Here is a 13,696-nt window from a genome sequence, read left to right on the forward strand (position 1 = left end):
AAATTAATTACTGTAATAACTTTAACATGCAGGGCTTAATGGCACTAGGGCGTGTTGTTCTTTGTGGATTAAAATTGACCTAATTTAGATAGGAGCAATAGTTGTAAAATTTTTTTAGCCTAGTGAGCTTAGCAATAATAGGGTAAAGCGTGAGCATATTACCCATGCTCAGGTAATTTGAGTAAAAATAGGCAAAAAAAAACCAGCTCAAGGTGAGCTGGCAAAAACTGCTTAAAACAACAATATGTCGTAGGGGTTCACAGGAGAACAACTTCATACTAACTGAATCTTTATGAACAAATACTTAATTCAATTCAACTAGTTAAAAATATAAGAATACTCAAAGTATTCGGTTCATAAAGTAAAGGTGCATTGGGCTTAAGTAATGCACCTTTATCATTATAACTATCTAACTACAATTTCATGGTGAAGGGGGGTATTCCAATGTGCGCTTTAGTAAACTAAAGCCACTTTCAAACCCTTCACATACCATTACGCCGAAATTTTTCAATTCGATCACAGGTCTAGTAAAAAGATTAAGGTTAATTCACCGATTTTTAAATTTTTATTTTGCGTAATACTTTATATGAGCGCCATCTGACTTTTTTACTATTATTTTAAACCCGACTTTAAGCCTATTGTTAAATACATCACTAACGTAAGGGCAATCAAAAATATAAATTGGAGCAATCGTTTTAAATAGTATGTTGAGGCTGGCGTAGCATAATTTATACGCCTATATTAAGGATACGTAAGCACTTAGGTAGGCACGCTGAGTAAAAAGTAAGCCTATTAAATAAAAATAACCGTTACTTTTTAAAAAGTTATAAACACATAAGCAATAATACTGATTGATTAAGTATTTTACTTTTCTATTTTAAGGATTTTACAATGAGCAAGCCAACAGCGGGTAAATGCCCTGTTATGCACGGTAGTAATTCAGTTGTTTCTAAAGTAAACACCGATTGGTGGCCAAACACACTCAACTTAGACATTCTTCATCAACACGATACTAAATCAAATCCATACGGTACTAATTTTAACTACGCAGAAGAATTTAAATCTCTAGATTTAGACGAAGTAAAAGCCGACTTAAAAACCTTTATGACCGACAGCCAAGATTGGTGGCCTGCCGATTGGGGCCATTACGGTGGTTTAATGATTCGTATGGCATGGCACTCAGCGGGTACGTACCGTTTATCTGATGGTCGTGGTGGCGCAAGTACTGGTAACCAACGTTTCTCGCCTTTAAATTCATGGCCAGATAACGCAAGCTTAGATAAAGCACGCAGACTTTTATGGCCACTTAAGAAAAAATACGGTAACAAACTTTCATGGGCCGATTTATTTATTCTTGCAGGTAACATGGCATACGAATCAATGGGTCTAAAAATTTATGGCTTTGCGGGCGGCCGTGAAGACATTTGGCATCCAGAAAAAGATATTTACTGGGGAGCTGAAAAAGAATGGTTAGCACCAAGTGATGAGCGCTACGACAATGTAGAAAAACCAGACACAATGGAAAATCCATTAGCCGCAGTACAAATGGGCCTAATTTACGTTAATCCTGAAGGTGTTAATGGTATACCAGATCCTCTTAAAACAGCGGCTCATGTACGTGAAACATTTGCTCGCATGGCGATGGACGATGAAGAAACAGCAGCATTAACAGTGGGCGGCCATACAGTGGGTAAAACTCATGGTAATGGTAAAGCAGAGCATTTAGGCCCAGAGCCAGAAGCAGCAGACGTACACGAGCAAGGTTTAGGTTGGAACAGTACCAAAGAAGGCGGCTTTGGTCGTCATACTGTAACTTCAGGCCTTGAAGGCGCATGGACCACACACCCAACAACATGGGATAACGGATACTGCCACTTACTCTTAAATTACGAATGGGAACTTACTAAAAGCCCAGCTGGCGCTCATCAGTGGGAGCCTGTAAATATTAAAGAAGAAGACAAACCAGTAGACGTAGAAGATCCATCAATTCGTTTAAACCCAATGATGACCGATGCCGATATGGCCATGAAAGTGGACCCTGCGTACCGTAAAATTATTGAGCGTTTTTATAACGACTTTGAATACTTCTCTGATGTATTTGCACGCGCATGGTTTAAGCTAACTCACCGCGATTTAGGTCCTAAAGCATGTTACTTAGGTAAAGATGTACCAAGCGAAGACCTAATTTGGCAAGATCCTATTCCAGCAGTTGATTACACATTATCAGACGATGAAATCATAAGCTTAAAAGCACAGCTACTTGATTGCGGTGTAAGTGCGAGTGATTTAATAAATACAGCGTGGGATAGTGCACGTACGTATCGTGGTTCTGATAAACGCGGTGGCGCAAATGGCGCACGTATTCGTCTAGCACCACAAAAAGATTGGCAAGGTAACGAACCTGCGCGTTTAGCAAGTGTACTTAGTGCCCTTGAAAAAGTACAAGCGGGTTTATCTAAGCCAGTAAGCATGGCTGATTTAATCGTTTTAGGTGGTACAGCGGCTGTTGAACAAGCGGCAAAACAAGCCGGTGTTAATGTAACAGTACCATTTGCATCAGGACGTGGAGATGCAACAGACGAAATGACTGATGCAGAATCGTTTGATGTCCTAGAACCCATTCACGATGGCTTTAGAAACTGGCTGAAAAAAGATTACGCAGTATCAGCCGAAGAGTTATTACTAGAGCGCAGCCAATTAATGGGCTTAACAGCACCAGAAATGACAGCACTTATGGGCGGCATGCGTGTACTAGGCACAAACTACGCAGGCACTAAACATGGTGTATTTACCGATAATGTAGGCACGCTATCTACCGACTTTTTTGTAAACCTAACCGACATGGCCAACAACTGGAAGCCACTAGAGCCAGGTCTTTACAATATTGTTGAACGCAAAACAGGCACCATTAAATGGACTGCCACACGCGTAGATTTAGTGTTTGGTTCAAACTCTATTTTACGTGCACTAAGTGAGTTTTATGCACAAGACGATAATAAAGAACGTTTTGTACATGACTTTGTTAATGCATGGGTAAAAGTAATGAACGCAGACAGGTTCGATCTTAAATAATCTGTACGCTAAATAAAAAGGGGGAGTATTGAATACTCCCCCGTTTTTTATGCGTTTTAATTTCACGGCTAGATAAGCCCGCTTTTTTTAAAGCAATAAAACTTATAAAAGTGCAAAAAGCTTTTGTAGTTGTGGCATATATTCGCTCACAAGTTCAAGGTTGTTTTCGCTTACTAAAGATTCTGTAGACTCCTCAGCTGCGCTTGACGATTTACCAAACGAACCCATTAATGAGCTAGCGCCTTTATCTTTAGCACTTTTCATACTTTGAAAACCGCCCATTACTTTATTAGCAGTTTCTTGATTATCAGCAGAAAGGCCCGACTTAAGATTTTCGATATAAGCCATTGATACTTCAGAACCTACAGTTACTAGCTGCTCTGGCGTAAAACCGTAACGGTTTGTAACACTCGCAAAGCTTTTGTATAGGTCTTGTTCTTTAATCATGCTTAATGCACTGTTAGCTAAAGAGCTTTGTTCGCCAACACTTTGATCTGCAGAACCACCTAGCATACTTGCTAAATCTAAGTCTTTTAACGACTCTTGGCTGCTTGCCCAGCTAGTCACAGCTGGCAGTGCTTTCATATAGCTTTGAAGTTGACCTTCGTTAATATCCTCTGCAAGGCTTGAGAAACTCATCGCTAATAAGCTAAGTGATACAAGTATTTTTTTCATTGAGCATTTCCTAGTATTAAAGTAGTGCCAATTAGAAACTAATAAGCAACACTTGCCAACACAAAATAAAATATTGGCTGATTTATAGTACAATTTATGAGAATTTATTTAAGTTCTAAGAATTTAGTTGATTCACCACAAGCTAATGTACTGATGATATAATGTATTTTTGACAAATAGAGCTGAACACAATGTTAACAATTTCAAATACTGTCACTATCGATGAATGGGAACTAGAGCTCACAGCTATTCGTTCGCAAGGTGCCGGTGGTCAAAATGTTAATAAAGTAGCAAGTGCAATTCATTTACGTTTTGACATTAACCGCTCTAAATTACCTGACTTCTACAAAGAACGCTTATTAGCCTTAAATGATACAAGAATTACCAAAGACGGCGTCTTAATCATTAAAGCGCAAAGCCACCGTACCCAGGAGCTAAATCGAGAAGATGCCCTTAAGCGTTTAAAGGATTTAATTCTTAGTGCTACGGTAGTTAATAAAGCGCGTCGAGCCACCAAGCCCAGCCGTAATTCACAGCGAAAGCGCATGGACAAAAAAACCAAGCATGGGCAAAACAAAGCGCTACGCGGCAGCATAAAGTTTTAGCTTTAAATGATATTAATAAAGTAGATTAAGGGCTTGATATTTACATGCAGGCACTATTTTTACACCGTATTGCTTGTATAAAAATATAAGTGAGGGCTAGCCTCACTTATAATAACTATTAATATTTACTTAGCCATTTCTAAATCAGATTCTGCATCTGCCAACATTGCAAACTCCTCATCAGCGCTTTTAGCAACTAAGTGTTTTGAGCTGTAGCCAAAGTAATATACGGCGCCCACAATAAACAGCATTATAGTGTATAAAAATGCACGAGGGTCGAACGCATACACACCGGTTAATGCTATAAGCGAAAGCACTAAAGCAATACTTGAAGTTACTACGCCACCTGGGGTTTTATACGGGCGAGGTAAATCAGGTTGTTTAACGCGCAGCAAAATATGGCTCAGCGCCATTAATGCATACGATACCGTTGCACCTACTACAGCCATTGCAAGTATTAAATCACCCTCGCCACTGAGTGATACTAAAAAACCAAATACGGCAGGTACAATCAACGCACGTGCTGGCACTTTGCGATTAGTCGTAATCGACAACGAACGCGATAAATATCCGGCTCTAGATAAAGCAAACACTAAGCGACTATAACCATAAATAATAGAGAAAAACGAAGCAACTAAACCCGCAAGCCCTAATATATTTACTACAGTTGCTAAGCCCTCACTACCCGATGCATTTAATGCATCAACCAAAGGTACAGCACTTGCGCCCATTGCAGCAGCACCGCCAGCGCCAGGCACTAAAACAACAACTAAAAAAGCAGTAAATAACAAAAAGATCATTGCACCAATAATGCCTTTTGGCACATCTTTAGCGGGATCTTTTGCCTCTTCTGCAGCAAGCGGTACACCTTCCACCGCTAAAAATAACCACATGGCAAACGGTAATGCAGCCCAAACCCCGTACCAACCTAAAGGTAAAAACTCACTGGCTCCCACTGCATCGGTTACGGGGACGTCAAATAAGCGTGATGCATCAAAATTTGTAATTAAAACAAAAGCCGTTGCAATAATAGCTAATACTGCTAAACCACTTATTACCATCATTACTTTAAGTGCTTCACCTACGCCTGCTAAATGAATTCCCACAAATAGTAAGTAAAATAATGCATATACCCATGGTCCATTAAATCCGGTGAGGGCTTCAACTGCAGAGCCTATAAAAATAACAATAGCAGCGGGCGCTAAAGCGTATTCAATTAATACCGCAAGGCCAGTTAAATAGCCTCCCGCAGGCCCCATAGCTTGGCGCGCAAAACTATAACCACCGCCTGCTGCAGGTATTGCGGCTGACATTTCAGCAAGCGACAATACCAGCGCTAAATACATAACTGCCATTAACACTGCAGCAATGGCAAAGCCACCCCAACCCGCTTCGGCAATACCAAAGTTCCAACCTGCAAAGTCACCCGATATTACATACGACACACCCAAACCTGCGAGTAATAACCACCCCGCAGTACCTCGTTTTAACTGTCTTTTAGCAAGGTACTCTGTATTGTTAGTAGACATAACCCTTCTCCGTTGATGTTTAGTTTTTATTGTTTTATTTCACGTGTTTTTAATTAAAATTACTCAGCAATTAAAAAGTTAGTGGTTGAAACCTGATGCTCAATTACATCATCTTGTGTACGGTCTTTTAAATTAACCCCAGTTAGTTTTAGTTTTTTAGCTTCACGTAATAAGTACAGCGCACGCCTAGCCGCTTCTGTATAAGGTAGGCCTGCTGGGCGAATATTCGATATGCAATTACGACATGCATCGTTAAGTCCTGTTTTAGGCTCCCATGTTAAATACAAGCCAAGGCTATCTGGCGAACTAAGTCCTGGGCGCTCTCCTATTAACACCATAACCACCTGCGCATTTAGCAACTCACCTATATCGTCGCCAATTGCTACTCGACCTTGTTCAACCAAAGTAATGGGGGCAATTTTAAATTGCTTGTCTGTTGTAAGGTGCGCTAATAGCTCTGTTATAAATGGGCATGCATTTTTTTGTACCGCCAACGAGGAGAGTCCATCAACCACTACAATCGCTAAATCGTATTTAGCCTGCGTAGTGTGCTTTTGTTTATTCATATAGCTGAGAAGTATTTGCCTACCATTTTCATCAAGCTTGCGGCCTAAATCGGGTCGCTGAAGGTAAGTAACCCTGTCAACAGCTTGGCTGTGTAAATGCAGGGGAGGGGCAACTTCTTTTAATACGCTAATACTGCCTAGTTGCTCAGTCATTTCGTTAATATCAAGCGGAAAACTCACCGCATCGCGCGCTTGTGCGTGAGATAGCTGAAAAGCCAGCATTTCTGAGGTTGGCAAACTTATACCAGCGCGACCAAGCCCAATACGGGCGTCGGTAAAACGGCGTAAATCACTCCAAGGGTTATGCACTACATTACCGTTATTTTTATGCTCGTTTACTGAGTCATCTAAAGGAGTGTTCTGTTTTGAACGTGATTTCATGAGCCACCTCCAGTAATTGCACCCAGAGGTTTAGCAAAAGCGGGAGGCAAGGTATCTGAAAGTGTAATATCGGTAGTGCTTTGCATTATTTTCATTTTGCTTAGCCATGCTTCAAACTCAGGGGCAGGTCTAGAGCCAAGTACACGGCGAACATATAATGCATCATGAAAAGACGTAGTTTGGTAATTAAGCATAATATCGTCAGAGCCAGGTATTCCCATTACAAACGAGCAACCAGCAACACCTAATAGCGTAAGCAAGTTATCCATATCGTTTTGATCAGCCTCTGCATGATTGGTGTAACACACATCGCATCCCATCGGTATGCCTAGTAACTTAGCGCAAAAATGATCCTCAAGTCCTGCTCGGGTAATTTCTTTTCCATCAAACAAATATTCAGGGCCAATAAACCCCACCACGGTATTTACCAGTAACGGGTTAAACTTACGCGCAACGGCATAAGCGCGAGCTTCACACGTTTGCTGATCAAGCTCATGATGCGCATTTGCTGAAAGCGAACTGCCTTGCCCAGTTTCAAAATACATTACATTATTGCCAACAGTGCCACGCTTTAAACTCAAAGCGGCATCTTGCGCTTCAGCCAAGGTATTTAAATTAAAACCAAAACTTGAATTAGTAGCCTCTGTGCCACCAATCGACTGAAATACTAAATCAACTGGTGCGCCAGCTTCTATACATTCAATGGTGTTAGTAACATGGGTGAGTACGCAACTTTGGGTTGGTATGGCGTACTTTTGAATAACATCATCCATTAACGTCATTAATTTAATGGCTTGGGCAACGTTATCGGTTGCAGGGTTTATACCTATTACTGCATCGCCATTACCGTATAGCAAACCATCAAGCATGCATGCAGCAATACCATTAATATCGTCAGTTGGGTGATTTGGTTGTAAACGTGTAGATAAATGCCCGGGGAGGCCAATAGTATTTCTAAAAGCACTTGTAACATGGCACTTTTTAGCAATTAATATGAGATCTTGATTGCGCATTATTTTGCTAACAGCAGCAGCCATTTCGGGCGTAATACCTTGCCTTATACTTGCAAGTACAGCAGGTGTTGCAAAGTCACTTAAAAGCCAATTACGAAAATCGCCTACGGTTAAATGTGCAATAGCCATAAAGGCATTTGCATCGTGCTCGTCAATAATTAAGCGTGTAATTTCGTCATCTTCGTAGGGAATAAGTACCTCATTTAAAAATGTTTTAAGAGGTATATCCGCCAATGTCATTTGTGCCACAGCACGTTCTTGTGCTGATTGTGCAATTACGCCCGCTAAGCGATCACCCGAACGCTGCGGCGTAGCTTTAGCCATTAACTGGGCTAAGTTCTTGAATTTATAAGTATGTGTACCTAAAGTGTAACTGTACGCTTGCCCCATGATTTACTCCACATAACTAATATGATCAACCTTGGTATAGGTTTTGCTGCATCTTTAGCTATAAATCAATATTGAATAGTTACAAGACAGCTTATTTTGTACCAAGTAACTATCGAATTTCGGCAAAAGATTATTTATTAATCCAATTCAATTGGTTACACACGCAAAGCGGTGTTAACTTAAGCATAATGAAAGTGTAACGAAAAAGAGCATCCCCGATATGGCGCAGCAAAGTAGCTTCAGCGCACCACTAAAGAGCAAGGTGCAAACACACGATATAGACGAGCAAGCGCATAGCCTTACTCAATGGCAGCAAAAATACGATCAAATGAGCGACGGCAGCTTTTATGGTTGTATTGAAGAAACGGATTACGCCAATATTCATGTGTTTAAAGAATACACTGAGCGAGCGCTTCGTCAGCAATGTAACATAGCCCCTAATTCGGTTTGGCTTGGCATTCCTTGTCAGTCGCAGCAAAGTAAAATTAATGGTTTAAGTGTGGCAAGTAATCAATTTATGTGCCGTACAAGTGATAACGACTTTGAGCTGATAACCCCTGAGCAATTTAATATTTATGGTTTGGTAATCGATTGGAACTCAATTGAATATATGGCGCAGCTCCAAGGCGTAACATTGAAAAACCTGGCATCTGCACAATCAGCTCGTTTATCGGTGAGCAACTCATCTTTGCAAACGGCAAGACAAATAATTAATAGTATGGTTGTAGGCAAGGGCTTTGGACTTAAAACCGAATCACAGCAAGATATGCTAAACATGTTGGCACTACACTTATTACAAGCAGACAATCCGCAGCAAAATATTGCGCCAAGTTATAAACACCGCAAAGCCGTAGTAGATAAAGTAAAAGATTACGTGGCCACAAATCCACAAAACCCAATAACCATAACCGAGCTGTGCGAGCTTTCCTTTGTAAGTAGGCGCACACTTCAGTATAGCTTTGAGAGTATTTTAGGAATTAACCCTTTGCGGTTTTTACGTTTAACCCGCTTAAATAATGTAAGGCGGGAACTAAAAAAACCAAACCAAGATAAGCCCATTTCAGTAATAGCAGCCAATTGGGGATTTTGGCATGCGGGGCAATTTGCTAAAGATTACACGCAACTATTTGGTGAAAACCCATCACAAACAGTTAAAAATAATAGTTTTAAAGGTTAAAACTACACTTCTAACGTGAGTATAAACACTTGTAGATGCGCAGCTTGCTGGCGTTTAAAAGCACCGCTTTTATATTTAGTCGGATGCATTAGTAAACAAGTAACCTTCTACAGACCATACTCTAACTTGAGTATAAGCACCTGTAGACGCGCAGCTTGCTGGCGTTTAAAAGCACCGCTTTTACATTTAGTCGGATGCATTAGTAACAAGTAACTTAATCACCACCGAAAAGTGAAAGAGAAAACAAGGAGCAGTGACTTACCATTACTCGTGTTTTCTCTGTGTAGCGCACAGCACCTCGGTGGTGAAATACCATATAACTTAAACAAATGGACTTTGTCTGCTCATTTGCTCCTCTTTTTCTTCTCTTTGTACATTCATATTTTTAAGGGCTGTTATTCACAAAGAGGTTTAGAGGCGCTGCGCTTTTAGAGGATAGTTTGGGAGTTAAAATAATAAAGAACTAAAAGTAAAAGCGAGGTATAAAACCTCACCTACATCGTGCAAACCCATCACAAACAGTTAAAACACCTGTAGACGCGCAGCTTGCTGGCGTTTAAAAGCACCGCTTTTACATTTAGTCGGATGCATTAGTAAACAAGTAACTTAATCACCACCGAGAAGTGAAGGAGAAAACAAGGAGCCGTGACTAACCATTACTCGTGTTTTGTTTGTGTAGCGCACAGCGCCTCAGTGGTGAAATATCATATAACTTAAACAAATGGACTTTGTCTGCTCATTTACTCCTCTTTTTCTTCTCTTTGTGCGTTCATATTTTAAGGGCTGTTATTCACAAAGGGGTTTAGAGACGCTGCGCTTTTAGAGGATAGCTTGGGAGTTAAAATAATAAAGAACTAAAAGTGAAAGCGAGGTATAAAACCTCACCTACATCGTGCAAATACCAAACCCGTAGGGGCGAATTTATTTCGCGCTCATGTAACGGGGCTTGTATGCTTTAAAGTAAAAGCGAGGTATAAAACCTCACCTACATCGTGCAAACACCAAACCCGTAGGTGCGAATTTACTTCGCGCTCATGTAACGTGGCTTAAATGCTTTAAAGTAAAAGCGAGGTATAAAACCTCGCTTACTATATTCAAAAGCCCTATTTGATCGGTGCTATTTAAGCCGCGATTAAATAGGACTCTTGTCCTGAATGCTTGTTGTTGCGTTTAAATGAACCTTTGCCTTTTTTAGCTTTAACCACTTGTGGTTTAAATAATTTAGAGGTGACCATTGCCGCTAGTGCATTGTGGTTTATAACGCCTCGTCCTGTGTCTACCGCGCTGGTGTTTACGGTTTTTGCTTTAGATTTTTTAGTCATATATTTCCTATCAACTAATGGTTATTTTAAGTTAAATAATAAAGAGGCTTTTATATTGGCCTATTTAAGAGATGGCGATTGTAGGCTTAATTTTCAACCGCGCAAGTATTTTTAATGCCCAACAGGTACTTTTTAATAATAAAAAAGCATAAAAAAAGCGCAGTTAATAACTGCGCTTAATATTACTTTAGTTTGCTTGATAAATTAAAAACTAAAGCTTACTTTTGCGTAATACGTTCTGCCGTCAAAACCGTATGGCAATGCACGTACTGGATATTTAAATGCGCCGTTGGTGATAAAATTAAGTACTTCGTCGTCGCCTAATTCATCTGGCGTTTCGTCAAATACGTTATCGGCACCTACCGAAAGCGCAAACATGTCATTAATTTGGTAACTAACATTTAAATCAACTAACACAGCAGACTCAACCGTACTTGTTGGTTTAAATGACCCCGTAGGCGAAAGCTCACCTGGTAATGAAATATGGTCGTTACCAAAGTATTTTACGTCTGTTTCGCCAAAGTAGTTAAAGCGAATGGTTGATGTGTAGGCATCGCGTTCGTAGTCAAACGTAAGCGTTGCGCGCTCACTTGGTTGTCCGTCGGTAAAAAAGCTACGTTGTAAATCATCAAAAGCAACCGCTTCAGGAATACCGTCTTCTGCATTTACGTTGTCAATTTTAGTATCGTTTAGGTTACCTGCAAAGGTTACTCCTAAATTACCGCCTTCAACTTCAGTGCGGTACGATGCAATAATATCAACACCTTGTGTAGTAGAATCAACCGAGTTTGAGAAGTAGTTAGCTTGCACTGCACCAGTTGCTTGTAGCGCTGCAACCGCTTCTGAGCTAAACGATACATCGTCAACCGAAAGCAAGCTGCCAAGTGTAATACGGTCTTCAATTTCTACACGGTAAAAATCAACCGTTAACGAAAGCTCGCTTGTTACATCGTAAACAAAACCTGCACTGTAGTTTGTTGATGTTTCAAGCTCTAAGCTATCTACGCCTAAAGCACTTGGGAAAGCGGTCCCTGTGTTTGCCGTGAACGACTGCGTTAATGTGCCGTCTGAGCCTAAGTTAGTTGTAAAAGCTGTATAACCACTTTGTTGAAGTGATGGCGCTCTAAAACCAGTAGATACTGCACCACGTACTGCAAAGTCATCTGAAAATTCATAACGTGTTGCTAATTTACCAATTAAATCATCCCCAGCATCTGAGAAATCTTCATAGCGTAGCGCACCACTGACGTTCCATGCATCGGTGATCATAGTTTCTACGTCTACATAAACTGCGTAGCTGTTACGGTCGCTGTCGTTAGCCGCTTCAGGGCGAAGGCCGTTATAAGCTTGAAAACCACACTGTGCAAATTGATCCGGATCGTTTACTGATGGGTACGAAGTATCCATATTTGCTAACCCACACGCGTATGATGCTTCATCGCCAGGCACTATTTCGTAGTTTTCTTTACGGTATTCGGCGCCTACTGTTACATATAAAGGCTCACTACGGCCAATATCTACAATACCGTTTACATCAAGGTTAACCGTTGTTTGATCGAATCTAAAACCACCTGAGTAACCGCCAGTAGGGCCTGAGTTTGCTGCAATGTCGGCATCGCTTGCATCTGGGTTATTAAATAAATACTCAGCCGCGTAAGAAGCATTTAATGTATTGCGTGATGTAAAATCGTATTGGTTTTCACCATAAACAGCCGATACATCGTAAGTCCAGTCTGTGTTTATATCGCCTTTAAAACCAAGCGCTACTGAAATATCTTGTGCTTCGTTATATATGCGCGGTAAAAAACCATCGCTGTATACTTGTGTTACGTTTTTAGACGCTTCGTTAAAGTTACGGTAAAAACCATTACCCAGCGCCGTGCGCTCAGAGTAGCCACCAAACGAGTAAAGCTCGCCGTCGCCCATTGGTAATGCCATGTTATAAAATAACGACGTAAATTCACTTTCTGAGTTACCTTGGCCCCAGCGTACATCTTCACTTAGTGTACCTGGTTCAACATTAAGCGAACCACCCGTATCGCGCTCTGCGCGGTTAGTGCCGTCGGCATCACGGTACTCAAGCGATAGGTTAATAAAGCCGCCTTCGTTACCTAATTCAAAACCACGGTTTAAACCTGCTGAAATAGTGTCGCCGTCACCTTCACTTGTGCCGCCGTATTGTACAAAACCCGTTGTAATACCGGTTGAGTTATTAAGAGATAAGTTAATAACACCTGCAATAGCATCAGAGCCATACTGTGCTGCAGCGCCGTCGCGTAATACTTCAACGCCTTTAAGTGCTGTTAGCGGAATGGCATTCATATCAGTACCCGCAGCGCCTGCGCCTACTGTACCGTTAAGGCCAAAAATTGATTGGTTATGACGACGTTTACCATTTACTAATACAAGGGTCTGATCTGGCTGTAGGCCACGAAGTGTGGCGGGTCTAAATAAATCAGAACCGTCTGATACTTGTGTACGCGAAAAGTTAAATGAAGGCGCTGTCGCTTGAAGGCTTTGGCCTAATTCGGTAAAACCACCTTTAGTTAAATCATCCGCGTCAATTAAATCAATAGGAGAAGAAGACTCTGTAGAGGTACGGTTAGATACACGCGACCCTAATACAGATATTTGCTCAATGTTTTTAGCAGCTTGCACAGGTGCTTCTTCTGCGTTAACAATGCTTGGTGCGCTAAACGCGAAAGCAACGGCTACAGCAAGTGTGTTTAAACGGTATGTTGACATAGTGACGACCCTGTTTTTTTGTATTCTTAATAATATGTGTGTGGTTATGATGCTCATAACCTGTTGCAAACATCCTAGCAACATATGCAAACAAAAAGAAATGAAAAAAACTAAATGTTTGGTCTAAGTATGCAAATAAACTTAAAGATAAGAAAAAACCACATCAAATCGGTTAAAATACGCGCTAAGAAGGGATTGAACATCAAAAAATAGAATGTTTA

9 protein-coding genes are annotated in these 13,696 nt (G+C 40.8%); 3 read left to right on the top strand and 6 right to left on the bottom strand.

Going from position 1 to position 13,696, the window contains the following annotated elements:
* Nucleotides 1-891 precede the first annotated feature (891 nt).
* Nucleotides 892-3,072, top strand: a complete 2,181-nt coding sequence (gene katG / locus FFU37_RS17780; RefSeq protein ID WP_138490160.1) for a catalase/peroxidase HPI — start codon at nucleotides 892-894, stop codon at nucleotides 3,070-3,072.
* Between the two features lie 102 nt (nucleotides 3,073-3,174).
* Here the strand turns inward: katG and FFU37_RS17785 are convergent, their stop codons facing one another.
* Nucleotides 3,175-3,747, bottom strand: a complete 573-nt coding sequence (locus FFU37_RS17785; protein WP_002959106.1) for a hypothetical protein — start codon at nucleotides 3,745-3,747, stop codon at nucleotides 3,175-3,177.
* A 191-nt stretch (nucleotides 3,748-3,938) separates the two neighbouring features.
* Between FFU37_RS17785 and arfB the strand changes: the two genes are divergently transcribed.
* A complete protein-coding gene (gene arfB / locus FFU37_RS17790) occupies nucleotides 3,939-4,352 on the top strand; it encodes an alternative ribosome rescue aminoacyl-tRNA hydrolase ArfB (protein ID WP_002959105.1) in 414 nt (137 codons plus the stop codon).
* 125 nt (nucleotides 4,353-4,477) lie between these two features.
* On the opposite strand, the gene eat is transcribed toward arfB, so the two are convergent.
* From eat to FFU37_RS17805, 3 genes are read right to left on the bottom strand one after another with little or no spacing between them, the layout of a single operon-like run.
* Nucleotides 4,478-5,881, bottom strand: coding sequence for an ethanolamine permease (eat, locus tag FFU37_RS17795; RefSeq protein ID WP_138490161.1), 1,404 nt, complete (start codon nucleotides 5,879-5,881; stop codon nucleotides 4,478-4,480).
* Nucleotides 5,882-5,940: 59 nt separating this feature from the next.
* Nucleotides 5,941-6,828: an ethanolamine ammonia-lyase subunit EutC gene (eutC, locus tag FFU37_RS17800; RefSeq protein WP_138490162.1), complete on the bottom strand. Its 888-nt coding sequence runs from the start codon at nucleotides 6,826-6,828 to the stop codon at nucleotides 5,941-5,943.
* Nucleotides 6,825-8,231 (bottom strand): ethanolamine ammonia-lyase subunit EutB, encoded by a 1,407-nt coding sequence (locus tag FFU37_RS17805; protein WP_002959099.1) that lies wholly within the window; start codon nucleotides 8,229-8,231, stop codon nucleotides 6,825-6,827. The genes eutC and FFU37_RS17805 overlap by 4 nt, the downstream gene beginning before the upstream one ends.
* 220 nt (nucleotides 8,232-8,451) lie before the next feature.
* On the opposite strand from FFU37_RS17805, the gene FFU37_RS17810 reads away from it, so the two are divergent.
* Nucleotides 8,452-9,408 carry a helix-turn-helix domain-containing protein gene (locus FFU37_RS17810; protein WP_138490163.1) on the top strand — a complete coding sequence of 319 codons (957 nt, stop codon included), beginning with the start codon at nucleotides 8,452-8,454 and terminating at the stop codon, nucleotides 9,406-9,408.
* A 1,121-nt stretch (nucleotides 9,409-10,529) separates the two neighbouring features.
* On the opposite strand, the gene arfA is transcribed toward FFU37_RS17810, so the two are convergent.
* Nucleotides 10,530-10,730 (bottom strand): ribosome alternative rescue factor ArfA, encoded by a 201-nt coding sequence (arfA, locus tag FFU37_RS17815; protein WP_138490164.1) that lies wholly within the window; start codon nucleotides 10,728-10,730, stop codon nucleotides 10,530-10,532.
* 204 nt (nucleotides 10,731-10,934) lie between these two features.
* Nucleotides 10,935-13,475 (bottom strand): TonB-dependent receptor plug domain-containing protein, encoded by a 2,541-nt coding sequence (locus tag FFU37_RS17820; RefSeq protein ID WP_138490165.1) that lies wholly within the window; start codon nucleotides 13,473-13,475, stop codon nucleotides 10,935-10,937.
* Nucleotides 13,476-13,696: the final 221 nt, after the last annotated feature.

It is taken from the genome of Pseudoalteromonas distincta, assembly GCF_005877035.1.
GTDB classification, from domain to species: Bacteria; Pseudomonadota; Gammaproteobacteria; order Enterobacterales; family Alteromonadaceae; genus Pseudoalteromonas; species Pseudoalteromonas distincta.

Coding starts and splice junctions, on each gene's coding strand:
- katG (WP_138490160.1), top strand. CDS start 892: ATGAGCAAGCCAACAGCGGGTAAATGCCCTGTTATGCACGGTAGTAAT.
- FFU37_RS17785 (WP_002959106.1), bottom strand. CDS start 3,747: ATGAAAAAAATACTTGTATCACTTAGCTTATTAGCGATGAGTTTCTCA.
- arfB (WP_002959105.1), top strand. CDS start 3,939: ATGTTAACAATTTCAAATACTGTCACTATCGATGAATGGGAACTAGAG.
- eat (WP_138490161.1), bottom strand. CDS start 5,881: ATGTCTACTAACAATACAGAGTACCTTGCTAAAAGACAGTTAAAACGA.
- eutC (WP_138490162.1), bottom strand. CDS start 6,828: ATGAAATCACGTTCAAAACAGAACACTCCTTTAGATGACTCAGTAAAC.
- FFU37_RS17805 (WP_002959099.1), bottom strand. CDS start 8,231: ATGGGGCAAGCGTACAGTTACACTTTAGGTACACATACTTATAAATTC.
- FFU37_RS17810 (WP_138490163.1), top strand. CDS start 8,452: ATGGCGCAGCAAAGTAGCTTCAGCGCACCACTAAAGAGCAAGGTGCAA.
- arfA (WP_138490164.1), bottom strand. CDS start 10,730: ATGACTAAAAAATCTAAAGCAAAAACCGTAAACACCAGCGCGGTAGAC.
- FFU37_RS17820 (WP_138490165.1), bottom strand. CDS start 13,475: ATGTCAACATACCGTTTAAACACACTTGCTGTAGCCGTTGCTTTCGCG.